This window comes from Litoribacter ruber (genome assembly GCF_018500185.1).
Lineage (GTDB): Bacteria > Bacteroidota > Bacteroidia > Cytophagales > Cyclobacteriaceae > Litoribacter > Litoribacter ruber.
In genome coordinates, this window is record NZ_JAHBGI010000001.1 from 1 (window position 1) to 24,131 (window position 24,131).

Annotated in this window: 22 protein-coding genes; 12 read left to right on the plus strand and 10 right to left on the minus strand. The window is 46.9% G+C overall.

The window, feature by feature from the left end:
• Window positions 1-55 precede the first annotated feature (55 nt).
• A complete protein-coding gene (locus tag KIH41_RS00005; RefSeq protein ID WP_214161081.1) occupies window positions 56-769 on the minus strand; it encodes a head GIN domain-containing protein in 714 nt (237 codons plus the stop codon).
• Window positions 770-1,008: 239 nt separating this feature from the next.
• Between KIH41_RS00005 and KIH41_RS00010 the strand changes: the two genes are divergently transcribed.
• The 4 genes from KIH41_RS00010 (at window position 1,009) to KIH41_RS00025 (ending at window position 4,573) form a co-directional block, all read left to right on the plus strand.
• Window positions 1,009-2,277: a serine hydroxymethyltransferase gene (locus KIH41_RS00010; RefSeq protein ID WP_214161082.1), complete on the plus strand. Its 1,269-nt coding sequence runs from the start codon at window positions 1,009-1,011 to the stop codon at window positions 2,275-2,277.
• A gap of 129 nt (window positions 2,278-2,406) precedes the next feature.
• On the plus strand, window positions 2,407-3,240 hold the full coding sequence (gene tatC, locus KIH41_RS00015; RefSeq protein WP_213946362.1) for a twin-arginine translocase subunit TatC: 834 nt from the start codon (window positions 2,407-2,409) through the stop codon (window positions 3,238-3,240).
• A gap of 10 nt (window positions 3,241-3,250) precedes the next feature.
• Entirely contained in the window at window positions 3,251-3,688 is a 438-nt protein-coding gene (gene rpiB / locus KIH41_RS00020; protein WP_213946375.1) for a ribose 5-phosphate isomerase B, read from the plus strand.
• A 114-nt stretch (window positions 3,689-3,802) separates the two neighbouring features.
• Window positions 3,803-4,573: a S1/P1 nuclease gene (locus KIH41_RS00025; RefSeq protein ID WP_214161083.1), complete on the plus strand. Its 771-nt coding sequence runs from the start codon at window positions 3,803-3,805 to the stop codon at window positions 4,571-4,573.
• Between the two features lie 556 nt (window positions 4,574-5,129).
• Here KIH41_RS00025 and KIH41_RS00030 read toward each other — a convergent pair.
• The 3 genes from KIH41_RS00030 to recJ are packed head-to-tail and all read right to left on the minus strand — an operon-like array spanning window position 5,130 to window position 9,089.
• Window positions 5,130-6,650 (minus strand): GH3 auxin-responsive promoter family protein, encoded by a 1,521-nt coding sequence (locus tag KIH41_RS00030; protein ID WP_214161084.1) that lies wholly within the window; start codon window positions 6,648-6,650, stop codon window positions 5,130-5,132.
• Window positions 6,651-6,654: 4 nt separating this feature from the next.
• Window positions 6,655-7,386 (minus strand): LPS export ABC transporter ATP-binding protein, encoded by a 732-nt coding sequence (gene lptB, locus KIH41_RS00035; RefSeq protein ID WP_213946359.1) that lies wholly within the window; start codon window positions 7,384-7,386, stop codon window positions 6,655-6,657.
• A 2-nt stretch (window positions 7,387-7,388) separates the two neighbouring features.
• Window positions 7,389-9,089: a single-stranded-DNA-specific exonuclease RecJ gene (recJ, locus tag KIH41_RS00040; RefSeq protein ID WP_213946358.1), complete on the minus strand. Its 1,701-nt coding sequence runs from the start codon at window positions 9,087-9,089 to the stop codon at window positions 7,389-7,391.
• Window positions 9,090-9,784: 695 nt separating this feature from the next.
• On the opposite strand from recJ, the gene KIH41_RS00045 reads away from it, so the two are divergent.
• Window positions 9,785-10,387 carry an SPOR domain-containing protein gene (locus KIH41_RS00045; RefSeq protein ID WP_214161085.1) on the plus strand — a complete coding sequence of 201 codons (603 nt, stop codon included), beginning with the start codon at window positions 9,785-9,787 and terminating at the stop codon, window positions 10,385-10,387.
• A 268-nt stretch (window positions 10,388-10,655) separates the two neighbouring features.
• Complete coding sequence (locus KIH41_RS00050; protein ID WP_213946356.1) at window positions 10,656-11,354, plus strand: hypothetical protein; 699 nt, start codon at window positions 10,656-10,658, stop codon at window positions 11,352-11,354.
• Between the two features lie 1,652 nt (window positions 11,355-13,006).
• Here the strand turns inward: KIH41_RS00050 and KIH41_RS00055 are convergent.
• On the minus strand, window positions 13,007-14,392 hold the full coding sequence (locus KIH41_RS00055; protein ID WP_213946355.1) for a dipeptidase: 1,386 nt from the start codon (window positions 14,390-14,392) through the stop codon (window positions 13,007-13,009).
• 574 nt (window positions 14,393-14,966) lie between these two features.
• On the opposite strand from KIH41_RS00055, the gene KIH41_RS00060 reads away from it, so the two are divergent.
• Both KIH41_RS00060 and KIH41_RS00065 read left to right on the plus strand, forming a co-directional pair.
• Window positions 14,967-15,350 carry a RidA family protein gene (locus KIH41_RS00060; RefSeq protein ID WP_214161086.1) on the plus strand — a complete coding sequence of 128 codons (384 nt, stop codon included), beginning with the start codon at window positions 14,967-14,969 and terminating at the stop codon, window positions 15,348-15,350.
• 39 nt (window positions 15,351-15,389) lie between these two features.
• A complete protein-coding gene (locus KIH41_RS00065; protein WP_246538871.1) occupies window positions 15,390-15,863 on the plus strand; it encodes a hypothetical protein in 474 nt (157 codons plus the stop codon).
• 96 nt (window positions 15,864-15,959) lie between these two features.
• Here the strand turns inward: KIH41_RS00065 and KIH41_RS00070 are convergent, their stop codons facing one another.
• From KIH41_RS00070 to KIH41_RS00080, 3 genes are all read right to left on the minus strand, one after another.
• Window positions 15,960-16,889 (minus strand): DUF4412 domain-containing protein, encoded by a 930-nt coding sequence (locus KIH41_RS00070; protein WP_214161088.1) that lies wholly within the window; start codon window positions 16,887-16,889, stop codon window positions 15,960-15,962.
• Between the two features lie 110 nt (window positions 16,890-16,999).
• Window positions 17,000-18,052, minus strand: coding sequence for an aminotransferase class I/II-fold pyridoxal phosphate-dependent enzyme (locus KIH41_RS00075; protein WP_214161089.1), 1,053 nt, complete (start codon window positions 18,050-18,052; stop codon window positions 17,000-17,002).
• 26 nt (window positions 18,053-18,078) lie between these two features.
• Window positions 18,079-19,089 carry a dipeptide epimerase gene (locus KIH41_RS00080; RefSeq protein WP_214161090.1) on the minus strand — a complete coding sequence of 337 codons (1,011 nt, stop codon included), beginning with the start codon at window positions 19,087-19,089 and terminating at the stop codon, window positions 18,079-18,081.
• A 124-nt stretch (window positions 19,090-19,213) separates the two neighbouring features.
• On the opposite strand from KIH41_RS00080, the gene KIH41_RS00085 reads away from it, so the two are divergent.
• Window positions 19,214-20,668: a M14 family metallopeptidase gene (locus KIH41_RS00085; RefSeq protein ID WP_214161091.1), complete on the plus strand. Its 1,455-nt coding sequence runs from the start codon at window positions 19,214-19,216 to the stop codon at window positions 20,666-20,668.
• 127 nt (window positions 20,669-20,795) lie between these two features.
• Here KIH41_RS00085 and KIH41_RS00090 read toward each other — a convergent pair whose 3' ends face one another.
• Both KIH41_RS00090 and KIH41_RS00095 read right to left on the minus strand, forming a co-directional pair.
• Window positions 20,796-21,158, minus strand: a complete 363-nt coding sequence (locus KIH41_RS00090) for a hypothetical protein (RefSeq protein ID WP_214161092.1) — start codon at window positions 21,156-21,158, stop codon at window positions 20,796-20,798.
• A 51-nt stretch (window positions 21,159-21,209) separates the two neighbouring features.
• Window positions 21,210-21,614 (minus strand): hypothetical protein, encoded by a 405-nt coding sequence (locus KIH41_RS00095; RefSeq protein WP_213946347.1) that lies wholly within the window; start codon window positions 21,612-21,614, stop codon window positions 21,210-21,212.
• A 219-nt stretch (window positions 21,615-21,833) separates the two neighbouring features.
• On the opposite strand from KIH41_RS00095, the gene KIH41_RS00100 reads away from it, so the two are divergent.
• The 3 genes from KIH41_RS00100 to KIH41_RS00110 all read left to right on the plus strand — a co-directional run bounded on the left by KIH41_RS00100 (window position 21,834) and on the right by KIH41_RS00110 (window position 23,986).
• Window positions 21,834-22,010, plus strand: a complete 177-nt coding sequence (locus KIH41_RS00100) for a hypothetical protein (RefSeq protein ID WP_214161093.1) — start codon at window positions 21,834-21,836, stop codon at window positions 22,008-22,010.
• Between the two features lie 217 nt (window positions 22,011-22,227).
• Window positions 22,228-22,875 (plus strand): pseudouridine synthase, encoded by a 648-nt coding sequence (locus tag KIH41_RS00105; protein WP_214161094.1) that lies wholly within the window; start codon window positions 22,228-22,230, stop codon window positions 22,873-22,875.
• Window positions 22,876-23,014: 139 nt separating this feature from the next.
• A complete protein-coding gene (locus KIH41_RS00110; protein WP_213946344.1) occupies window positions 23,015-23,986 on the plus strand; it encodes an AAA family ATPase in 972 nt (323 codons plus the stop codon).
• Window positions 23,987-24,131 lie beyond the last annotated feature (145 nt).

Here is a 24,131-nt window from a genome sequence, read left to right on the forward strand (position 1 = left end):
TCTAAACCGTCCCGAAGCGCGCAGCGCTCCTCGGGACATAAACTTCTAACCGCACTCAACTACCAACAGCAACGATTTTGCCGAGGCCGTTGATGTTTTTGGAGAGGGTGGGTGGGGAGCCGGCGTATTCTACTTTGCCGATGCCTTCAATGTTGACATCAAGGTTACCGGAGACGTTTACCGAGATTTTTCCCACGCCCTGCAGGTTGACCCGGGCGTTGTTGGCTCCAAGGGCCAGGCCGTTGAAGACTCCGGCGCCTTCCATTTGCTTGACCAGGAGGTTGGTGCTGCCGGAAAGTTCAATTTTGGCGGCGCCTTGGCTATGGCTGTGCACTTCGTCGGCTACTAGTTCCATTAATACATGAGAGGCTCCCTGTGCGTGTATGGCCAAATAAGGGGTGACAAATGGCTCCACGGTACGTATTCTGCAAGCTCCGCGCACGTTGATTTCTTTGAGCTCGGGGGTGGCAATGTTTATGCGGATGGGGTGGTTTGGCAGAATTTTTTGTTTGTAGGCCAACTTCAGGGTTTGTCCATCTACCCTTAGTCGGATGTGTTCCATGAGATTTTCCTCTGCCTCGATTTCCACATAATAGTCATCTGCCTGGTAGAGTTCAACGATAAAATTATCATCAATTTCCAGGATGTCGAAATGGTCAAAGACAAAGGCCCTGGTGTCAAGTTGACGGTTGCCTTCCACACCCGACTGGGTGCAGCTCCAGAGGGAAATGAGCAACAAGAGGATCGCAAAAGATGTTTTCTTTTTCATTTTTCAATAAGGGATTGCCGCAAGTTAACAAAAAAGTACAAAAAACAATCTTGGAATCGTATAAAGTCGCCGGATTAACCGACTGATATTGAGGTATGATACAAAGTTTACGAAAAAAAATTCTGCATTCCTAACCAATGTCCTATTCAATTGGATAATACATACTTTAGCGCTAATTTTGGTCTCGCCCAGGGCAGGGCCCGATGGGGGCGTATTCATCTCAACCAAAAATACAGATCATGCAGAGAGATCAAGCGATATTTGACCTAATTGACAAAGAGGAAAACCGTCAGAAAACCGGCATAGAGCTAATTGCTTCGGAAAACTTCACCAGCAAGCAGGTGATGGAGGCTGCCGGGAGTGTTTTGACCAATAAATATGCAGAGGGGCTTCCCAAGAAAAGATATTACGGAGGCTGTGAGGTAGTGGATGAAGTGGAGCAGCTGGCCATCGACCGTGCCAAGGAACTTTTCGGCGCCACCTGGGCCAATGTGCAGCCGCACTCCGGTGCGCAGGCCAACGCGGCCGTGTTTTTGGCCTGTCTGAAAGCTGGCGATCCTATTCTGGGTTTTGACCTTTCGCATGGCGGTCACCTTACGCACGGTAGCCCGGTGAACTTTTCGGGGAAACTTTATGTGCCGCATTTCTATGGGGTAGATAAGGAGACCGGCTTGATTGATTATGACATGGTGGAGGCAAAAGCCCGTGAGGTGAAGCCTAAATTGATTATCTGTGGGGCCTCTGCCTATAGCCGCGATTGGGATTATGAGAGTATGAGAGCTATCGCCGACGAGGTGGGTGCCATCTTGCTTGCCGATATTTCCCATCCTTCCGGACTTATCGCCAGAGGCTTGCTTAATGATCCTTTGGACCATTGCCATATCGTGACTACTACCACGCACAAGACTTTAAGAGGTCCGAGAGGCGGGATGATCCTGATGAGAGAGGATTTTGACAACCCGTTTGGCATCAAAACGCCTAAGGGGGAGTTGAGAAAAATGTCGGCCCTTTTGGATTCAGGCGTTTTCCCAGGTACGCAAGGCGGACCTTTGGAGCATATCATAGCTGCCAAAGCCGTGGCATTTGGCGAAGCACTGACTGACGAATACATGGACTATGTAGTCAATGTGAAGAAAAATGCGGCGACCATGGCTGATGCATTTGTTGGAAAAGGATACGAGATCATTTCCGGGGGGACAGACAACCACATGATGTTGATCGATTTGAGAAATAAAAACCTTACTGGAAAGCAGGCAGAGGAAACGTTGGGCAAAGTGGACATCACTATCAACAAAAACATGGTGCCGTTTGACGATAAATCCCCATTTGTGACTTCCGGAATGAGAATCGGTTCCGCAGCGGTGACCACCAGGGGACTTGGCAAGGATGACATGATCAAGACTGTAGATCTTATCGACCGTGCCCTGATGAACCATGACAACGAATCCGAGCTTTCAAAAATAAAACAAGAAGTAAATGACTGGATGATTCAGTTCCCGTTATATTAATAGAGACCGAAGACGCCTGCCTGCCGGTAGGCAGGGAAGACGGGAGACGGAATAAGACCACGGTCCCCATCTCCGGTCTTCGGTCTCCGGACTTAATCACACTTCTAACTTCGTACTCCGTACTTCAAAATGGCACTTGATCAATTGCATGAGGAAGAGGATGCCAATATGTCGTTTTTGGACCATTTGGAGCAGCTGCGTTGGCACCTGCTCCGGTCTATTGCGGCGATATTGGTTTTCACCATAATAGCCTTCCTCTCCAAAAGTATAGTTTTCGGAACCATCATACTTGGCCCTTCCAAAACTGATTTCTTCACCTATAGGATGCTCTGCGAACTGGCAGGCATGCTCAACCTCTCAGCCTTGTGTATAGATGAACTTCCCTTCATCATACAAAGCAGACAGATGACGGGGCAGTTTTCCATGCACGTGACCTCCAGTTTTGTGGTGGGGATCATCGTAGCCTTTCCCTATATATTTTGGGAGGTATGGAAATTCATAGCTCCAGGCCTTTACAGTCAGGAAAGACAGGCAGCCAGAGGGGCAGTGTTCTTTGTGAGCTTGCTGTTTTTCTCCGGTGCGGCTTTCGGCTATTTCATCCTGGCCCCGCTTTCCATTAATTTCCTTTCCAATTACCAGTTGGATCCGACCATTCTCAATGAATTTGACATCACCTCCTACGTATCCACCCTCATCATGCTGGTGCTGGCTTCGGCCATCATGTTCCAGTTGCCGGTGGTGATCTATTTCCTTTCCCGTTCCGGTTTGGTGACTTCAGAGATGCTGAAAGGCTATAGAAGACATGCCATTGTGGGGATTTTGGTGATTGCAGCGGTGATTACTCCTCCGGATGTGATCAGCCAGGTGCTCATAGCGATGCCTATCTTGGTATTGTACGAGGCGGGTATAGTAATTGCCAAGCGATTGGAAAGACAGCGAAAAGAAGAAGCATTAAACTCATAAAACTCCCATTATCATGAAAAAGATAGGCATAGGCGGTGATCACGCCGGATATGATTATAAAGAAAAGATGGTCAAAGCGCTGACCAAGGCAGGTTACGAAGTGAAGGATTACGGTCCGGATTCCAATGCCTCTGTGGATTATCCTGATTATGTGCACCCCTTGTCCACTGCCGTGGAAAATGGTGAACATGACTTGGGAATTGTAATCTGCGGAAGCGGCAACGGTGTGGCCATCACAGCCAATAAGCACCAAGGCATCCGTGCGGCCCTTTGCTGGGACGAGGAGCTTGCCGAGCTTTCCCGTCAGCATAACAACGCCAACGTACTAGCCATTCCAGCTCGATTTGTCACTTATGAATTGGCTGAGAAGATGGCCAATATCTTTCTGACCACTGAATTTGAAGGTGGCAGACATCAGAACAGAGTGGATAAGATTGCGTGCAAGTAACGTGAACAACTCCCCCTTTGAAGGGGGCAGGGGGGATGTGGTATTTGCTTAAAAAACATCCCCCTAACCTCCTTCAAAGGGGGTATAACTTAGAGCCAAACATTACCACGAATTATGAAAAAAACAATAACCTCCCTATTCCTGCTCGTTTGCTTTGTAACACAGAGTTTTGGGTGGGGACAGAATGGGCACCGGGTGGTGGGCCAGCTGGCAGAGTGGCATTTGAATAAAAAGGCCAGAAAAAATATAGAGGCTATCCTCCGTCATGAAAGCATTCCGATGGTGGCCAATTGGATGGATGAAATCCGTTCGGACAATGCTTATGACCATACTGCTACCTGGCACTGGGTGACTATCCCCGATGGGGAAAGTTATGACCGGGAAATGCAGGAAGCTGCCGGTGATGCTTTTCAGATGCTGAACAACATCATCGCCAAGCTTAAAGGCGGGGAACTTTCTGAAAAAGAGGAAAGGGAATACCTGAAAATGTTGATCCACATCGTGGGCGACCTTCACCAGCCACTTCACGTGGGCAGGGGTGATGATAAGGGGGGCAATGATGTCCGCGTCTTTTATTTCAACCAGGAAACGAACCTTCACAGCGTTTGGGACACCAAAATGATAGAGGGCCAAAACCTAAGCTTTACTGAAATCGCTACGCATCTCAACAAACGGGCTGATGCGGAAACGGTGAAGAAGTACCAGAAAGCGAGTTTGGAGGATTGGTTAACTGAGGCGATGGAGCTTCGTCCAATGGTTTATGATCTACCGGATAACAAGCGTTTGAGCTATCAGTATAATTATAAGTACTATCACCACGTGGAGGAGCGGCTTTTGGCAGCGGGCTTGAGGCTTGCGGGCTTGTTGAATGAGATATATGGGTGATTTGTTGTACTAGGTACAAAGTACTATGTACTAAGTTTAGCGAATTGGAAACCTTCCAGGTCTGGTGTTTTTTCACGGGACCTGGAAGGTTTTTTTCGTTAGGGGTCCGCGTTCAGCAGGAGGTAACTTACGTAAGTGCGACGTTGTTGTCCGTCCCGTGTTCTCCTCCCCCGGGAGGTAAACTCTGCTCACCGGGACTGGTTGTCTCGTCCGCCAGGGCGGACTGGGTTGTCATTGTTGTCATGGTTCGAGAGCGCGCCCAGCAGGACATTATCTCCGTAATATTTACCGAGGGTCCTTTCAAAGGCAAGGCCTTTGAAAGATGGCCGAAAGTCGAGCTGAAGGTACGAGCGGAAAGTTCCAGCCGAAGGTACGCGCCGAAGCCCCACCTGCAGCTATTCCCGTTAGCGGCTCTCATCCCACCCGTGGCTGTAATTATGTAGAACAATGACAACTTAGCCAGGGAGGCGGAGCCGACCAATGGCGGGACAACAGCCCCGGGGAGCCGCAGGCGACCCGCGGGGCGGACAACAATGACAACTACGGAGTAATCACATCAGTTTCTCATTTTCAACAACTCCTCGACAAAGTCGCGGTTGTTGGATAGGCGGGGGATTTTATTTTGGCCGCCGAGTTTGCCTTTGCTTCGGAGCCAGCTTTCGAAGAGGCCCGATTCGGCAAAGTGGACACGGGGGGCGCTTAGGGCCATGTCTTTGTAGCGCTTGGCGTCATAGTCGGAGTTGAGGTCACGGAGGTTGTTGTCCAAGAGGCTTATAAATTCCTCCCTGTCCTCCGGTGCGGTTTCAAATTCGATGATCCATTCGTGGGCACCTTTACCGCTCACCCCCTCAAAGTAAACTGGGGCGGCAGTGAAGTTGACAATGGTGGAGTTGGTAGCTGCGCAGGCCAGTTCGATGGCCTTTTCTGCATTTTCCACGATCACCTCTTCGCCAAAGGCATTGATGAAATGCTTGGTTCGCCCACTAATGCGGAAGCGGTAGGGACGTATGCTGGTAAATTTGACCGTGTCACCGATCTTATACCGCCACAAGCCCGCATTTGTGGAGATCAACATGGCGTAATTTTTTCCGAGTTCGATCTCTTGTAGGGGCAATACTTTAGGGTCATCGCTCTCCCATTCCTCCATGGGGATAAATTCATAAAATATCCCGTAATCGAGCATGAGCAGGAGATCTTCCGAATCGGCTTGATCCTGAATGCCAAAAAAGCCTTCCGAGGCATTGTAGGTTTCCATATAATGCATGCGAGGGGAGGGGATCAGCTCTTCGAAAAGCTGTCTGTATGGCCCAAAAGCCACTGCCCCGTGGAAGAATACCTCCAGATTTGGCCAAACCTGAAGAATATTGTCAGCACCTTTGATTTCCATGATGCGTTTGATCAGCACAATGGCCCAAGTGGGTACACCGGCGATGCTGCTCACGTTTTCCTGCATGGTCTCGATGGCCATGCGCTCAATTTTGGATTCCCATTCACTCATGAGGGCGACCTCTAGAGATGGGGTGCGTGCAAATTGGACCCACATGGGGAGATTTTGCATGATGACTGCGGAAACGTCACCGTAAAAGCTGTTTTTGGTGCCATCAAGAGGATTTACCTGATAACTGCCGCCGATGGTGAGGCTTTTTCCGCTGAAAAGCTTGGTGTCGGGATAATTGCGTACATAAAGGGAAAGCATGTCCTTGCCGCCTTTGAAGTGGCATTCTTCCAGTGTTTCGGGGCTTACCGGAATGAATTTGCTCCTGTTTCCGGTAGTGCCGCTGGATTTGGAAAACCAGGTGATTTCAGTGGGCCAGATGACATTCTGCTCGCCGCTCATGCAGCGGTCGATGTAGGGCTTCATCTGCTCATAATCATGTATGGGCACCTGTCGCGCAAAATCCGCATAACTCCTGATTTCCTGAAAGTGAAATTTCTTGCCAAAATCCGTTTTTTTGGCTGTCTTGATTAATTCAAAAAAAATCTCCCTCTGAACATCTATGGGATGCTCCATGAAGTTTTCGATCTGGCCCAGCCGGTTTCGGAAGATCCAGGTCATAAAAGTATTCAGTACTTCCATTCTATCAGATTTTGCGTTTTAGGGTAAAATGCTTACCCAAATACACTTTTCTTACCTGCTCATCGGCAGCCAGCTCTTCTGCGGTTCCCGCTTTAAGCAATTTCCCTTCAAACATCAGATAAGCCCTATCGGTGATGCTCAGGGTTTCGTTCACATTATGATCGGTAATCAATATACCAATATTTTTATTCTTAAGCTGCGCTACGATGGTCTGAATTTCCTCCACTGCAATGGGATCCACCCCGGCAAACGGCTCATCCAAAAGCACAAATTTAGGATCTACGGCCAAGGCGCGGGCGATCTCGGTCCTTCTTCTTTCCCCTCCGGAAAGCACCATGCCCAGATTTTTGCGGACATGGGTCAAACTGAATTCCTCGAGCAGCATTTCCACCCGTTCTTTCTGTTCTGCCTTCGGCAAATTGGTCATCTCCAATACGGCCATGATGTTTTCCTCAACGGATAGTTTACGGAATACGGAGGCTTCTTGGGCGAGGTAACCGATGCCGAGTTTGGCCCGGCGGTACATGGGCAGGGGGGTGATGTTGCGGTCATCCAGGTAAATGCTGCCCGAATTGGGCTGGATCAACCCTACAATCATGTAGAAGGAAGTGGTTTTTCCCGCTCCGTTGGGGCCAAGAAGACCCACAATTTCGCCTTGGGCTACCTCTACGGAGATGTCATTTACTACCCTTCTGCCTTTATATATCTTAACAAGGTTGTCCGCCTTTAAAATCATATTCAATCGAATTTTATATCCTTCACGTACAATTGCAGTGAGCTGGTGTTTCTAAATGTGTTTTCCCGCACCTCATAGGCCACGTTGAAGCGCATCTTGCTGTTGAGCAATTGGTAATAATCCGCAAAGCCGAATGCGATACAGGTTGGTCGGGTGACCTGTCCGTCCTGAACGATGTCAAACTTCAAATGTTTGTCTTTCAGCACCCGGATATTTTCCACATGCACTTGGTTGGAGCAGAAAATCGGTTCCGGATTGCCGGGGCCGAAAGGTGCCATCTGTTTGAGGATGTTGTAAAACTTATAATTGATTTGGTCCAAAAGGAGTTCATCGTCGATTTCCAACACCGGTTTCATGTGAATATCGGTAAGCCTTTCGCTAACCACTTTTTCAAATTTTTCCTGAAATGCCGCCACCTTATCCACCGACATGGTCAATCCTGCGGCGTATTTGTGCCCGCCAAACTGCTCGAGCAGGTCGCTACATTCGCTTATGGCTTCATAGATGTCAAAATCGAAAACCGATCGGGCACTGCCTGTGGCCTTGTTGTTGGATTCTGTGAGGATGATGGTGGGGCGGTAATACTTTTCAATACACCTGGATGCCACGATTCCGATCACCCCTTTGTGCCAGTCTTCCTTAAAAAGAACCGTGCTTTTGAAAGCCTGTACTTCTTCCCGCTCCACGATCATCTGGATGGCTTCCCGGGTGATGTTTTCATCAAAATTCTTTCTAGAGGCATTGACTTCCTCCACCAGTTCGGCTCTTCGCAATGCGTCCGTCAGGTCTTTGCTGATCAGCAGTTCAACGGATGCCTTGGCATGCTCGAGTCTGCCGGAGGCATTGATGCGGGGGCCGATTTTGAAAACTATATCAGTGATGTCGACCTCTTTTTCCATCTTGTTTTTCAACATGAGGGCTTTGAGGCCTGGACGTGGGTTGTTGTTTAACCTTTCCAAACCGTAAAAGGCCAAAACCCTGTTTTCACCCGTGATGGGCACAATATCGGCGGCAATGCTGACGGCCACGAGGTCCATGAAACTATTGAGGTTTGCCGGGTCGCGGCCAGTTTTGATGGAGAAGGCCTGGATGAGTTTGAAGCCTACCCCGCAACCGCTCAATTCCTTGTAGGGATAATTACAGTCGAGGCGTTTGGGGTCCAAAACTGCCACCGCATCGGGGATGACCTCCCCTGGGGTGTGGTGGTCGCAGATGATGAAATCCACGCCCAGTTCGTTGGCTAGGTCTACTTTTTCCAATGCCTTGATGCCACAATCTAGGGAGATGATGAGCTTGAAGCCGTTTTCGGCAGCGTGTCTCACTCCTTTTTCAGAAATGCCATAGCCTTCCTTGTAGCGGTCGGGAATGTAGAAGTCCACATGGGGGTAAAATTCCCTAAGAAAGCCGTACATGAGGGCCACCGAGGTGGTGCCGTCCACGTCATAGTCTCCATAGACCATGATTTTTTCTTGGGCCAGGATGGCTTTTTGGATTCTGTCCACGGCGCGATCCATATCCTGCATGAGGAAGGGGTCGTGTAGTTTGTCCAGGTCGGGCCTAAAAAAATCCTTGGCTTTTTGGAAGGTGTCTACACCTCTATTGACCAACATGTTGGCCAGCACGGGATTAACGTTGATTTCTCTCCCGAGCTTGTCCACACTCTCGCCCTCCGCCGGCGCCTTTATTTTCCACCTAAACTCCATAGCTCCTAAATTACTAAAGATTGCTGCTATTTGGGCAATTTGGGGTGAAAATATGTGGGGGAGTGCACCGTTCACCACCTTCAGTTCTTTTCATCGCTTCGCGCCTATACCCCTAAACCGTCTCGCTTGAGGCGCAGCCGAAAGCGGACATAAACTTCTAAACAGCGTTGCTAGGCAGTGGAAGCACAAGTGTTGGTGCCGGCGGTTAGGAGGTTATGTCCCGAGAGGCGCTGCGCGCATCGGGACGGTTTAGGAGTTTAGTTATTGAGGGCCTACCGGGCGGTGCTCCACTGGCTCTTCTTGGCACTCATAGCTTATGGCTTCCACAGACAGTTGCGGGCAGTTGAAGCGGGCACCGTGAACCACCTTCATTCACCTTCAATCCTCGTCGCCGCTTTGCGCTAAACTTCTAAACCGTCTCGCTTGAGGCGCAGCCGAAAGCGGACATAAACTCCTAAACAGCGGAGCTAGGCCGTGGGTGCACAGGTGTTGGGACGTGAGGTTAGAGCAAGGACCTGCTGGGCGCGAAGATATAACAATGACAACCCCGACAACCGAGCCGAGGAGGCGAAGCCGACTTGCGGTGGGACAACCATGACAACCATGATTTGGCGCTAATTTTGCTCTAATCACAAATAATCCGTATTTTAGGCAAGACTAACGGTAATTTTTACACTTTAGGTTTAAAACATCATATGGCTTTTCGAAACCTCCTTCTTATAATATGCCTGCTCGCCCCCTCAGCCCTTATCACCCAACAAGCAGCAGCCCAAACCAGACAGCAACAGCGCGAGCTGCGTAGAGAGCTGCGTAAGCTTTCTCCGGAAGAATTTGATTCCATGAAAAACAGGCAGGCTGAATTGCAGCAGAAGGTAGAGGAGCTCAGCAGACAGACCAGCCAGCTCCAAGAGGATGTGCAGGGCAAGGAAAAGCAGATCAGTGAACTTAAAAATGAGCTTTCAAGGCTTCAAAAGGAGCTTGACCAAAGGAAGGAAGAGCTTATGGCATTGCGCCAAAAAGAAGAGCAGTGGAATGAAGGGGTGGTTTTTAGGGTTCAGATAGGTGCTTTTTCCGATTACGACTACAGCCACGCCACTGGCAGCAGCCCCCAGCTGCAATATGAAAAGACGGATGATTGGCACAAATACATCATGGGCAATTTCCGCTCCTACAAGGAAGCCGATGAACTCAAGAAGCATCTCCGCAAGACGGGCATCCGTGATGCCTGGATTGTGCCGTATAGGGATGGGGAAAGGGTGCCGTTGAGGGAAGTGCTGGATGAAGCTTTAGCGGATTGACGTGTTCAATTCCCCCTTTGAAGAGCCTGTCCCGTGACTGGAAGGAAACGGGAGGGTTATTGGGATGTTATACGGATGTCACGGGTGGTTTTTAGCGTTAATTGAATGAAAAATAATGCGTTAGACATCCCCCCCCTGCCCCCTCCCGAAGCGCTTCACTTATCGGGACTGACGCTTCAAAGGGGGAGTTGCTCAGGATATCGTACCGTAATTCCAAAACTGGAATACTTTTTGAAACCAACCTGATTATTAATTTTTAACCCAAGTCATGAAAAAATTTTTATTGCTCTTTTCCGCAGTAGTTCTTTCCGTATGTTCAACCGCCAATGCCCAGGATTATATTAATAGGAGTTATATATCCTTTGGGGCAGGGGGAGGCATGATGTATGCCGATAATACGGGTAATTTCAACCGTTTTCGATTTAATGTCAAGCCGGCCGTTTCCGCGGCCATCAACGCACAGCTTACCCGACACCTGGATTTGCGCGCCACCATCGGTACACAATGGCTGGATAGTGGGGATTTTACCGGAGAAAACCGGGAAACCTGGGTTTCTTGGGGCGAACAGGGCCAGGCCTTCTTCTTCCGTGGAAACGCATATTTCGGAGATATCACTCCGGTGATCAACTTTAACCCAAACACAGAAGGTAGAATAGGAAAGGTTGTTAACTATTATTTGGGCGTAGGTGTGGGCTATACTTATGTGGAAAGACTACAGCGTACTATGCGTCCGGATTATACAATTCGTGAGCGCAATGCTGAAAACGGCTCTGTTTATATACCCGTAAGAATCGGTATGAGTACCAACCTTGAAAGCAAGTGGGATGTATCATTCGAGCTTTCCGCTCTCAATGCCTTGAGTTCTGACCTAGATGGACTCAATATCAACAGGACCACCGTGCCGATAGATGTATTTGTACAATTTCAGATGATGATTGTAAGGTATATTAGTAGGGGGTATAAGTAATGTGCTAGGTACTAAGCAGTCACGAATGGCACTTTGCGGACAAAATTGGTCACCAAGTCGCTCAAAGTATAATAGAAGTCGCACTAAGCTCCTTCGCGGAGACAAATTGGTCACAGAGTTAAATTAGAGTTAGGCACCGAGGTTCACAGAACTTGTCCCGAGAGCAGAGCGAATCGGGAGGTCTCTTCGTGGGAAGAAATTGGCCACGAAGGGCACAAAGGAAAAAACTTAGTGTCTTCGGGCCTTTGTAGCAAAAAAACACAGATTATTCGGATTTCACTGAGGCCTTTTCGTAGGTAGAAATTGGCCACGAGGGGCGCAATGAAAAAACTTAGTGTCTTCGGGCCTTTGTGGCAAAAAAAACACAGATTATTCGGATTTCACCGAGTCCTCTTGGTGGGAAGAAATTGGCCATGAAGGGCACAAAGAAAAAAACTATGTGTCTTCGGGCCTTTGTGGCAAAAAAAACACAGATTATTCGGATTTCACAGAGTCCTCCTGGAGGGAAGAAATTGGCCACGAAGGGCACAAAGAAAAAAACTATGTGTCTTCGGGCCTTTGTGGCAAAAAAAAACACAGATTATTCGGAGTTCACAGAGTCCTCATGGAGGGAAGAAATTGGCCATGAAGGGCACAAAGAAAAAAACTATGTGTCTACGGGCCTTTGTGGCAAAAAAAAACACATATTATTCGGATTTCACAGAGTCCTCATGGAGGGAAGAAATAGGCCACGAAGGGCACAAAGAAAAAACTTAGTGTCTTCGGGCCTTTGTGGCAAAAAAAACACAGATTATTCGGATTTCACAGAGGCCTTTTCGTAGGTAGAAATTGGCCGCGAGGGGCGCAAGGAAAAAACTTAGTGTCTTCGGGCCTTTGTAGCAAAAAAACACAGATTATTCGGATTTCACAGAGGCCTCTTGGTAGGTAGAAATTGGCCGCGAGGGGCGCAAGGAAAAAACTTAGTGTCTTCGGGCCTTTGTAGCAAAAAAACACTGATTATTCGGATTTCACCGAGTCCTCATGGAGGGAAGAAATAGGCCCCGAAGGGCACAAAGAAAAAAGTTAGTGTCTTCGAGCCTTTGTGGCAAAAAAAATCACTGATTTTTCGGTTTTCACAGAGTCCTCATGGAGGGTAGAAATTGGCCACGAAGGGCACAAAGAAAAAAGTTAGTGTCTTCGAGCCTTTGTGGCAAAAAAAACACAGATTATTCGGATTTCACAGAGTCCTCATGGAGGGAAGAAATAGGCCACGAAGGGCACAAAGAAAAAACTTAGTGTCTTCGGGCCTTTGTAGCAAAAAAACACAGATTATTCGGATTTCACAGAGTCCTCATGGAGGGAAGAAATTGGAAACGAAGGGCACAAAGAAAAAACTTAGTGTCTTCGAGCCTTTGTGGCAAAAAAAAACAGATTATTCGGATTTCACAGAGTCCTCATGGAGGGAAGAAAATGGCCACGAAGGGCACAAAGAAAAAAACTTAGTGTCTTCGGGCCTTTGTGGCAAAAAAAACACAGATTATTCGGATTTCACAGAGTCCTCATGGAGGGAAGAAATTGGAAAGCATTTTTATTAACTTAGTACATAATACTTAGTACAACAAAAAAGAGGCTGTCCCAACTCATAGGACAGCCTCTTCTTTGTTATCAAGCCTTTACTTCGCACTTTCTCTGAAGTATTTGAAGAACATGGCGATGGTCTCGATGCCCATGAAGTAGTTCTTGACGCCATAGTGCTCGTTTGGTGAGTGGATTGCATCTGTATCCAAACCGAAGCCTAAAAGAATGGGATCCAAACCTAGTTCCTTTTGGAAAAGGGAGGTGATTGGAATCGAACCGCCCTCTCTTGTTGGGATGGCTTTTTTGCCAAAGGCTTCCATGATCGCTGATTCGGCAGCTTTGTAGCCTGGGCTATCTGTAGGTACCACTGCTGGATGGCCACCGTGATGTGGGGTTACCTTTACTTTTACAGCATCAGGTGCGATGGATTCAAAGTGCTTTTGGAATAGTTCGGCAATTTCCTTGTGATCCTGGTTTGGCACCAATCTCATGGAGATTTTTGCGTAGGCTTTTGATGGCAATACGGTTTTGGCTCCTTCTCCGGTATATCCTCCCCAGATGCCGTTAACATCTAAAGTTGGGCGAATTCCGGTTCGTTCAAGTGTGGTAAAGCCTTTCTCTCCATGGACGGCATTGATGTCCAGCTTTTTTCTATAGTCGATTTCGTCAAATGGAGCTTTGTTTAACTGCTCGCGGTAAGCGGCGGAAAGCTCTTCCACCTTGTCGTAAAATCCTGGGATGGTGATGTGGTTGTTTTCATCCTGCAGGGAGGCAATCATTTTGCAAAGGATGTTGATTGGGTTGGCCACAGCTCCTCCGTAAGTACCACTGTGAAGGTCACGGTTAGGCCCGGTTACTTCTACCTCCATATAGGCCAGTCCTCTCAATCCAACCGTGATAGATGGGTTTTCAAGTGAAAGCATACTGGTATCGGATATCAAAATGACATCAGCGGCGAGTTTTTCCTTGTTTTCCTTTACAAAGATATCCAAGTTGCTGGAGCCAACTTCTTCTTCACCCTCGATCATAAATTTAATGTTGCAGGTAAGTTCGTTGGTCTGCATCATAGCTTCAAAAGCTTTGACGTGCATGTAGAACTGGCCTTTGTCATCGGCTGATCCTCGGGCAAAGATGGCGCCTTCGGGGTGCATCTCGGTTTTTTTGATCACCGGTTCAAAAGGTGGGGAATCCCAAAGTTCATACGGATCTGCCGGCTGCACATCGTAATGGCCATACACCAAAACGGTTGGTGCTGAGGGGTCGATGATTTTTTCACCGTAAACGATCGGGTAGCCCGCAGTTTGGCAAACTTCAACTTTATCTGCGCCTGCTTTTTCAAGACTATCCTTCACAAATTCCGCTGCCGCCATCACATCCCCTTTGAATTTCGGGTCGGCGCTGACTGAAGGAATGCGGAGAAGGTCTAAAAGTTCGTTCAGGAATTTCTCCTGGTTGTCGTGGATATATTGTTTTACTGCCATTTTGTTGGTTTTTCGTGTAAATATGGTGCGAAATTACGGTTTTAAATGGAGAGATGAAAATGGGGAGAGACGGGAGACCGACGAAGGAAATGGGTCACAAAGGGCACGGATCGGAAAACGCCTCTCATCCCCACCCGTGACTGGCCTGAAGTAGAACAATGACAACCATGATAACCGAGCAGGCAAGGCGAAGTTTACCGACCTCGGAAGGCCGACCCACGGCGGGACAACCATGACAACCACGTTGCTAATAACGTAAATACGCCTTCCAGGTCTGCGGAACATCACGAGACCTGGAAGGTTTCAGGCGGGTCTAGATTGCTTCAGTCGTGCCTCCTTCGCAAGGACGGTTCCCGACATGCCTAAACGCTTAGACCGTCTCGCTTGAGGCGCAGCCGAAAGCGGATATTAACCTTCTAAACTACTAAGTCGCTTGAGGGCGGAAACTGCGGTTGAGGCCAGAAGTATCTTGGTACCTGGTACATGGTACTTGGTACCCTCATGAATTCTCGCAAAAAATATGTTTTCCCACTGTTATGATTTAATTTTAAGTGCTAAAAAATAACAGAACCTGATGTCGAAAAGAATAATTAACTCAAAGGCGGCGCCGGCGCCAATTGGGCCGTATAGCCAGGCGGTGGAAGCTCATGGAACCCTTTATATTTCTGGGCAGATTGCGCTGGATGCGGATAGCGGCGAACTGGTGAATGAGAACATCACTGAAGAAACGCACATGGTGATGAAAAACCTTGATGCCGTACTCACTGAGGCGGGCTACAGCTTTGCCGATGTGGTGAAGTGTTCCATTTTCATCAAAAGCATGGATGATTTTGCCACCATCAATGAGGCTTATGGGCAGTATTTCAAACAAAATCCCCCTGCAAGGGAAACGGTGGAGGTAAGCAAACTCCCTAAAAATGTAAATGTAGAAATTTCCTGTATTGCGGTGAAAGGGTAAACTTTTAGGCATTCAGATTGTTTTTTTGGTGTGAACTTCATGCCTGTACATACCGAGATCTTAGTTTCCAGCCTTTCCCAAAGGGAAGTAGTCAAAAGGCTGGACCTGATGACTAGGGAGGTGAACTATCTGGATTATGAGGAGTATAACCACAAGCAAAAATTCAACGGAAAGGTGAAATTGGATTCATTTCACCTTTCCCTGAAAGGGGACAAGGCCGACACCTTCCTGCCCCTTATCACCGGGAAAATAGAATCCACCCATCAGGGTAGCATTTTGTTCATTTCCTATTCTCTATTCCCTGGAGCCATATTTTTCCTTTATATCTGGCTTGCCATTACCATGCTGATGGGCATGTATTTTACTTTTTTGGAAGACAACCTCTTATTTGGAACCATTAGCTTGCTTATCGGTCTCGCCAACATGGCCTTTGCCTGGCACCATTTCAGCCGAAAAGTCAAAAAATCCCAGAAGATCTTCCATAAAATGCTTGATTTGCAGAACAAGGATTAGGCCGCTGATGCGGCCGTTTATAGTTTATAGCTTAAAGTTTAACGTCCCTTTAAACCATAATCGTCCCGCCCAGCGGGACAATAAACCATAACCCAATTATCTTTCAGCGAGCATAATGTTGGGGTATTCGGCCATGTGGATGGCCATGGAATGGTTGTCGTCGATTTCCTTGATCTGGAAGGTCATGTCTGTTTTATCGGTTTTGCTGATGTAATTCATCTCCAGGATGTTGCCGCTTGGGAGATTGGAGAAAGCTTCAGAGGATTGGCCTTTGAATTTTTGGTTGAAATAGGGGCTGCTGTTTCCCCAAAAGGCAGCGGCACCTTCAATTGGTTCTTTGGTCACCCAATAGGTGCTGCGATATTCCTCATTTTCCACCTCATATTCCTCGCAAAGGTGGCCTAACAGGGTTTTGGTGTTTCCTGTTTTCTTGAAATCAAGATTCTCAAAATCCTCCACATCTTCGGGGTTTTCTGCATCTTCCGGCATGGCTGCTGCCAGTTCCTCCCAATTGATGGAATAGGCCATACTCTGCCGTTCTCCATCTTTTTCCATAAGGATAATCGTGGCGTCATTTTTCACATCGAAGATCATGAACATTTGCTCAGCCTCTTGGCTTTCCATGCGTACAGCGGTGTATTCATTGCTTTTGCTGAGGTAGGAGTGCATGACCATCGGGTCCATGTTCTTGCCTTTGTTGTCTTTGCCGGTGATTTCCACCACCGCCCTGCCGTCAAATTCATACATGTCCTCAGTCGTTACGTCCATGTTCATGCTGTTGATGACTTTGCTCCAGTCCACAGGCCGGCCTTGGGCGTCTGTTTGCTCGCCAAAAATGGATACCCAGGTTTTTTCCACTTGCCGTTCCATGGCTTTTTCCACTTCTTTTTCCACCTTCCGCTCCACCACCCGGGAGGCAGCCCTTTCGGCGGTCCTCTTGATGCGGTTCATAAACTGGGCTTGGCAGATTTCAGTGGAACAAAATAACAATGCTAAAATCAGGGGGGATAATATACGGAGTTTCATGGCGGTAAAGTTTTGTAGTGGATATACCTATAAACTTACCAATAATCCGTGTAAAAGTCTAGTAATTAAGGGGTTTCGTTGAGTAAGTATGGAGTTTGGTTAAGCGTTGCTCAGAGGTTGTTGAGAATAGCAGCCAGCTTTTCAAGGTCGGCCTTCTTGTGATAGCCTGAAAGCACGATGCGGTTTACCGCCGGGTCATCTAAAAAGGGGTAGGGGAAGGAACTGATGATGATGCTATTTTGGGCCAATATTTCCACCCAGGCTTCATTTTCGAAGGTGAAAACGGGGTATCCTTCCAAGGATTTGATAGCGGGATTTTCCTGTGTCAATGATCGGAAATACCGGATATTTTCCAAAAGCTTTTCCCGTTGCTGCCCAAAATAATTTTGCCCTTCCAAAAAGGCCTCAAAAAAGGCTGGAGGGGGAGGTGAGGCAGTTCGGAACTTGATTTCAGATTGGAGTTTTTTGATGAAATATTCGGGTCCAAGAACTATCCCACCAGGCATTCCCAAGCCTTTTCCCAATGAGCCGCATGTGATAACGGCGACTTCGGGAGTGGCATGTTGGGAGTAAGTGCCAAAGATTCCTTTTCCCAATACCCCAAAAGCGTGGCTGTCGTCGATCAATAAGGTATATCGGTTTTTGGGAGAAAGCTTTTCCACCCAACCGAATTTATGCTCTTGCAGCATCAAAGGATCCACCGCATTGCTGATGAAGGCGATATGTTTGCCCTTGTAGCCGTGGGATATGGTGATGCAGTGGTTTTCCCATTCTTCCATGGTCATGGAGGAGATGAATCCTTCATCGTTTGGCTGGATGGCCGGGTGGGCGTCTGGGGAGACAATCACAATGTCAGCAGACTTTTTGAGGGTTTTCACAGCAATGGATCCTGCCAGGAAACCGCTACTCAAGAGCAGGCCGGCCTCCGCTTCTGCCTGCTCTGCAAAATATTCTTCAAATTTCCCATAGACTTCCAACTGCACATTGCTGCTCCTGCTGGAACCGTGGTTGAGGCCGTATTTGCGGATGGCGTTTACCACCAGGTCTTCAAATTCCTTTACAGAGCCTATACCCAAATAATTTGTGCCACTGAAATAAAGGTAGTCCTGCTCACCGCTGGAGATGCTTCTGTCAGGTTTGGCGTCTATGGGGTAGTGTTTCATTGATTTCGGGGGTTTGGGGACCGGATTTAGAGTAGGAGTGCGCCGATGCCGGGACGGTCGGGGAAAGTTACTTTCTCGGGGGTGATGGTGACGCCTTTGGCGATATCTTTGGAAAGCAACATGGCTCCATCCATGTCCACATAATCCAGCAGGGGGGCGATGTGGGCAATGGCACTGATGCCAACTGAGCTTTCGGTCATGCATCCTACCATGGTTTTCATGCCTAGGGATTTGGCTTCGTAGATCATTCTCAAGCCTGGGGTAATTCCACCAGCTTTTACCAGTTTTACATTGATGCCGTGAAATAATCCGCTGCATTTCTGCACATCACTTTCGATGATGCAGCTTTCATCGGCAATAACTGGGAGTTTGCTATGCTTGAAAACTTTCTTCATGCCCTGCAAATCATCTTTTGCCAAAGGCTGCTCCATGAACTCCACATTCAGGTCAAGCAATTCCTGTGAGTATTCAATCGCCTGATCAGCAGTCCAGGCGCAGTTGGCGTCGATTCTAAATACCGAATCCGTATGCTTTCTGAGTTCACGGATGATGGCCATGTCGTCATCGGTTCCCAGTTTGATTTTATACAGCGGCCAATCCACTTCCTTCATTTTCTCCACCATCTTCTCCACGGTATCAATACCTATGGTGAAATTGGTGGTAGGGATGTCCTCGGGGTTGAGTTTTAGATATTCATAGAGTTTTACGCCCAGTTTTTTGGTGTAAAAATCCCAAGCTGCCATGTCCAGTGCGCACTGGGCAAATGGATTGGTAGTGAACATGGATTTGGTCATGCTCCAGAGTTGCTCGGGTCCATCCCAAAGGGAGCTTTCGATGATCGGTCTGGCCACCTCCAAGGAAGCCTTCATGTTTTCAACCGTGATTCCATAAAATGGGTTGGTGGTGGCTTCCCCCAATCCCACGATGCCGTCTTCCTCCAGCTTGACGATTACGGTTTCCTGGACGTCGCGGCTTTGGTGGGCGATTGTAAAAGTGTGTTTAAGGGGCAGATCTGCAACTATTACCTGTAATTTCATGGGTGATTTTTGTCTCTTTATATAAAAGTAACCTGAATTTAAAGTGAAGTTTATTAATTTGAGGCAAAATAAAAAGGTAAAATTTGACGAAGTAGACTATTGTCAGGACAAACGCCCACAATTCATGAAGAAACAATTAACCGCCCTAATTCTCTTAATTTTATTTTTCAGCCAAGGTCATGCGCAAGATTCCAAACTTGATCATCGGAAGCTCAAAGAAGCTTCGGACAAGTATAAAGAAAGCAGCATTACCCACCGTAGGTTTAAGCACATCGATATTATGCCATTGGTGATCAAAAGGCGTGCGAATAAGGACTTCCAGGTGGAGGAATTAGGAAAAAGTGTGGAGGGCAGGGAGATTTATCAACTTGCGTATGGAAATGGGCAAAAACGTGTGATGCTTTGGTCCCAAATGCATGGCAATGAAAGTACTGCGACCATGTCGTTGATGGATATTTTTAATTTCCTGGAAGGGAAAAATGATGGATTTGATGCTATCAGAAAAGCCATCGAAGACAACCTGGATCTCCGTTTTATACCTATGGTGAATCCTGATGGTGCAGAGGCTTTCAAAAGAAGAAATGCTTATGACATAGATTTGAATAGGGATGCCATCCATCTGACCAGTCCTGAGGCCAGGATTTTGAAAGGTGCCAGAGACAACTTTGAACCTGAGTATGGATTTAATCTGCACGACCAGCAGATTTATTATAATGCTGTTAACACTGCAAAACCCGCCACCATTTCAGTTTTGGCTCCTGCCTTCAATTTCGAAAAGGATATCAATGAAGTAAGAGAGCGGGCTTTGAAGGTTATTGTGGGTATGAACGAGGTGCTGCAGGAGATTATTCCTGGGCAGGTAGGTAAATATGATGATGGGTTTGAGCCGAGAGCATTTGGGGACAATTTCCAGAAATGGGGGACGAGTACCATTTTGATCGAGTCGGGCGGCTATCCGGGTGACCCTGATAAGCAGTATATCCGGGAACTGAACTTCATCATCATTTTGAACGCCCTTTATGAAATAGCGACCCAGCAATATGGGCAATATGCGGTGGAGGATTATTTTGAGATACCTGACAATGATACCAAGCTTGTGGACTTAATGTTGCGAAATGTGACCATCAAACGGGATGACCTAGAGTATAAAGTAGACCTGGGAATCCGAAGAAGGGAAGTAGAGGCTGATTCGGCGTATTATACGGAAAGCTCCATTCTGGATTTGGGCGACCTGTCGGTTTATTATGGATACGAGGAGCTTGATGCCGAGGGGTATGTGATGACGGAGGGAAAGGTTTGGACTCCGGCGATGGATATGAAGCTTTCTCAAAAGGAGGCCATTGAGATGCTGGAGAAAGGATTTTTGGGGGTGACCTATGATTTTTACCCCGACAAGATCCATGACCTGCCAATCAATATCCTTTTAGAAAATGATGAATACAAGTCCGGCCACACGGTGGGGAGCACTGCCAATTTTTTCCTTGAGAAAGACGGTGAGAAGCATTATGCGGTAGTGAACGGCTATTTGGTGGATCTGCGTAACCCTGAAGTGGAGGGGGTTAGGATGAGGGTTTATTGAAGCTGGAAGACCGAAGAAGGTAGACGGGAAAAAATTAACCGCAGAGGCGCAAAGTTGCAGAGAAAAAATTATTAAGCTTTTCTCTGCGTCCTGTGTCTCTGCGGTTTTTTATTGATACTTATCTCAATTAATTTGATTTGCCATATTGCCTGTGGTAGGCGGCGATTTCGTCTTCGAGCTTTCCGATTCGCTTTGCTTGTTTATCCAAATCAGCTTCCCAGGATCTGATGTCTCGGGGAGAGAGCACTTCTCTTCTTTTTTGGCGCTCGAATTTGCGGGAGCTTTTGGTATAATCCCGGTTGTACTTCTTGAGTTTTTTCTTGTTAGCCAGGTACTTTGTGGTGGCTTTGTGTTCTTTTTGGATTTCTTTATCCAGTTGTTTTTCGGCCTTTTCGATGGCCCTGGCCTCTTTTTTACCGACATTTTGAGCCATAGCGGGAAGGCTACCTAGCGAAAATACCAGTAGGGCAATAGTAAATAGTTTTTTCATAGACTAGTTATTAAGCTTTTGGGTGTAACGACTAAAGTCTATGAAAGTTGCCTAAAGAGATGCGTGGCTGTCGTCTTTTTTGGATTTTTCCTGCCTTTTGTCGTATCGGGCAATTCTCTTTTCAAGCTTTTTGATTTGCTTTTCCTGTTTTTTGATGTTGGATTCACGCTTGCTGATGTCGATGGGCGAAAGCTTGCCTTTTTTGTTTTCGCTTTCAAACTTGCGCTTGTATCGTTCTAGTTTGGCAGATGCCTTTTCCAGCCTTTTTTGATCCTTTTCGTAGGCCTTTCTTTCCTTTTCTTCTTTCTTTAGGGCTTTTTCATATCGCTTATCATAACGGTTTTCGCTCACCATGTTTTCATTCACCTTGGAGTTGGTATCGGTTTGAGCAAGCCCCGTCATGGGGACGGCTGATAAAAGGAACAGCCCTAGTAGAAGTGTGCAAAAATTTTTCATAACAAGTGTAGGTTTAGTTTGCTGTGGTTATTCATAAATAAAATAAAAAAAATTATAAAAAGAAAGTTTTGAATTAATTATTTTTCCTTTTGTAGTTAATAAGTGTAAAAATGTAGTTTGTTTTCAGGGAGGAAACCCGGAGCGAACCGAATTTCCTGGTTTGGAGTTGTGGTGTCCTATCCTTTATATTCAAAGAATCATTAAACAACCTTTACCGATATGAACACTGAGCAAAAAGCTGCCATTGAGCAGGAAATCGAGCAATTGAAGAAATCCCTTACGGGGAATATGTTTACCGACATGGATATCCGCGACCAGATCCACAACCTGGAAATGCAACTCAACGGCACCAAACCCATGGACAGCCACTTCGATTGCATAGGCTGCGGGTCTTAGTAGGTTAAGCAAAAGTGAGAAATGGGTCACGAAGGGCACAAAGTTTAAAAAGAAGTCACACCAAGGCTTCTTCGTGGCGAGATTGGTTACTAGGGAACATAAAGTTTTATGTATGTTCGCACGGGGGGATTTTTTTAACTTTGTGAAACTTCTTTAGGACTTCCGCGACTTAGTGACCATTTCGTTGGTTAAGGTCATTAGGAAATTAAACCGTTTTATGCCTAGATATTTTGTGATTTATAAGCCTTTTGGGGTGATGAGCCAGTTTTCGGGGGAGGATAGGACTCTGGGGGAGTTGGGGGATTTTCCCGGTGATGTGTATCCCGTGGGGAGATTGGATAAGGACAGCGAGGGATTATTGCTCATTACTGATGATAAGCCGCTCAACCACTACCTACTCAACCCCAGATTTGGGCATAAAAGGACTTACTTAGCTCAGGTGGAAGGTGTGCCTACGGATGAGGCCATCTCCGATTTGCAGTCGGGGGTGGAAATCAAGGTGGATGGAAAAATGCATTTCACCAAAAAAGCAACCGCCACGCTGCTCTCTTTATCACCAACCCTACCTGATCGCGATCCTCCCATCCGCTATAGGAAAAACGTCCCCGATTCCTGGATCCAGTTGACCCTGATAGAGGGTAAAAACAGGCAGGTAAGGAAAATGACTGCTGCAGTGGGTTTCCCCACGCTTAGACTGGTCAGGTGGTCCATGGAAAATCTGACTATTGAAGGCTTTGAAGTGGGAGAGGTGAAGGAATTTGAACAGCAGGAAATTTATCGTTTGCTGAAAATTCAGCCTGAAAAGCTTTTCCCGAAGGGTAGCAATATGAATAAATCCCACAATAGAAATAAGAATCGACGTTAAATTGGGATAAAGGCGTAAAAGTTTTAATTTCGAAAACGAAAAACCACAGAGGCGCAAAGGATCCAGAGGATATCACATCCGACTTCCGACATCTGACATCCGACAACCAACGTCTTCAATCTTATACAAAACGTAAAACATGCATCAGGAAAAGATACAGGCAGTCATCAATGAGGTAAAGAAAGTGGTGGTAGGTCAGGACCGGATGGTTCATAGACTTATGATCGGGCTTTTCACCAATGGACATATACTTTTGGAAGGGGTGCCGGGATTGGCAAAAACCCTAACCGTTAACACCTTGGCGAGGGTTCTTCACCTTGGCTTTAAAAGAATCCAGTTTACACCCGATCTTCTGCCTTCAGATCTGATCGGTACCATGATATATAATCAGCATGCCGGGGATTTTGAAGTGAAGAAGGGACCGATCTTTTCCAACATCATCCTTGCCGATGAGGTCAACCGTTCCCCAGCAAAAGTCCAATCTGCTTTGCTGGAGGCGATGCAGGAAAAGCAGGTAACTATCGGTGAAACCACCTATAGCTTGGATAGGCCTTTTTTGGTGCTAGCTACCCAAAACCCGGTGGATCAGGAAGGAACGTATCCGCTTCCAGAGGCGCAGGTGGATAGATTTATGATGAAGGTGCATATTGACTACCCTTCCAAATCGGATGAGCTTGAGGTAATGCGGAGGATGTCAAATATGTCCTATGTTTCCGATGTAAATCCAATTTTGACCAAAGAGGATATTTTTGAAATCAGGAATAAGATCAATGAGGTGAAAATCGCCGAGCCATTAGAGGAATACATTATTGAGCTGGTTTTTGCCACTAGATTCCCTCAAAAATATGGACTGCACGAGGAAGCCAAATACATTCAATTTGGGGTTTCTCCACGGGCCAGTATCAATTTGAATCTTGCTGCAAGAGCCAATGCCATGATGGAAGGGCGCGACTACGTGCTGCCTGAGGACATCAAAGCTGTTGCCGAGGATGTGTTGAATCACCGGATCATCCTTAATTATGAAGCGGAAGCCGACAACATCAGTCCTCGAGACCTGGTCAACATTATTCTGGAAAAAATCCCGCTTAATAAAAGCGTAACATTCAAATAGGCTTACAGGCCCCATTTTCTTTGAAAATAGGTAAATAGACCACCTTCGTGTTAATTCCGATGGTGGTCTTGTTCTTTTTTAGGCCCTCTAATTAATTATTAATTAACTTTTTGTACCTCTCCAGTTTAAATTGCTAACTGACCTT

What these genes read in the sequence shown, in the direction of transcription:
- KIH41_RS00005 (WP_214161081.1), bottom strand. Translation starts at nt 769, where the DNA reads ATGAAAAAGAAAACATCTTTTGCGATCCTCTTGTTGCTCATTTCCCTC.
- KIH41_RS00010 (WP_214161082.1), top strand. Translation starts at nt 1,009, where the DNA reads ATGCAGAGAGATCAAGCGATATTTGACCTAATTGACAAAGAGGAAAAC.
- tatC (WP_213946362.1), top strand. Translation starts at nt 2,407, where the DNA reads ATGGCACTTGATCAATTGCATGAGGAAGAGGATGCCAATATGTCGTTT.
- KIH41_RS00025 (WP_214161083.1), top strand. Translation starts at nt 3,803, where the DNA reads ATGAAAAAAACAATAACCTCCCTATTCCTGCTCGTTTGCTTTGTAACA.
- KIH41_RS00030 (WP_214161084.1), bottom strand. Translation starts at nt 6,650, where the DNA reads ATGGAAGTACTGAATACTTTTATGACCTGGATCTTCCGAAACCGGCTG.
- lptB (WP_213946359.1), bottom strand. Translation starts at nt 7,386, where the DNA reads ATGATTTTAAAGGCGGACAACCTTGTTAAGATATATAAAGGCAGAAGG.
- recJ (WP_213946358.1), bottom strand. Translation starts at nt 9,089, where the DNA reads ATGGAGTTTAGGTGGAAAATAAAGGCGCCGGCGGAGGGCGAGAGTGTG.
- KIH41_RS00045 (WP_214161085.1), top strand. Translation starts at nt 9,785, where the DNA reads ATGGCTTTTCGAAACCTCCTTCTTATAATATGCCTGCTCGCCCCCTCA.
- KIH41_RS00050 (WP_213946356.1), top strand. Translation starts at nt 10,656, where the DNA reads ATGAAAAAATTTTTATTGCTCTTTTCCGCAGTAGTTCTTTCCGTATGT.
- KIH41_RS00055 (WP_213946355.1), bottom strand. Translation starts at nt 14,392, where the DNA reads ATGGCAGTAAAACAATATATCCACGACAACCAGGAGAAATTCCTGAAC.
- KIH41_RS00060 (WP_214161086.1), top strand. Translation starts at nt 14,967, where the DNA reads ATGTCGAAAAGAATAATTAACTCAAAGGCGGCGCCGGCGCCAATTGGG.
- KIH41_RS00065 (WP_246538871.1), top strand. Translation starts at nt 15,390, where the DNA reads ATGCCTGTACATACCGAGATCTTAGTTTCCAGCCTTTCCCAAAGGGAA.
- KIH41_RS00070 (WP_214161088.1), bottom strand. Translation starts at nt 16,889, where the DNA reads ATGAAACTCCGTATATTATCCCCCCTGATTTTAGCATTGTTATTTTGT.
- KIH41_RS00075 (WP_214161089.1), bottom strand. Translation starts at nt 18,052, where the DNA reads ATGAAACACTACCCCATAGACGCCAAACCTGACAGAAGCATCTCCAGC.
- KIH41_RS00080 (WP_214161090.1), bottom strand. Translation starts at nt 19,089, where the DNA reads ATGAAATTACAGGTAATAGTTGCAGATCTGCCCCTTAAACACACTTTT.
- KIH41_RS00085 (WP_214161091.1), top strand. Translation starts at nt 19,214, where the DNA reads ATGAAGAAACAATTAACCGCCCTAATTCTCTTAATTTTATTTTTCAGC.
- KIH41_RS00090 (WP_214161092.1), bottom strand. Translation starts at nt 21,158, where the DNA reads ATGAAAAAACTATTTACTATTGCCCTACTGGTATTTTCGCTAGGTAGC.
- KIH41_RS00095 (WP_213946347.1), bottom strand. Translation starts at nt 21,614, where the DNA reads ATGAAAAATTTTTGCACACTTCTACTAGGGCTGTTCCTTTTATCAGCC.
- KIH41_RS00100 (WP_214161093.1), top strand. Translation starts at nt 21,834, where the DNA reads ATGAACACTGAGCAAAAAGCTGCCATTGAGCAGGAAATCGAGCAATTG.
- KIH41_RS00105 (WP_214161094.1), top strand. Translation starts at nt 22,228, where the DNA reads ATGCCTAGATATTTTGTGATTTATAAGCCTTTTGGGGTGATGAGCCAG.
- KIH41_RS00110 (WP_213946344.1), top strand. Translation starts at nt 23,015, where the DNA reads ATGCATCAGGAAAAGATACAGGCAGTCATCAATGAGGTAAAGAAAGTG.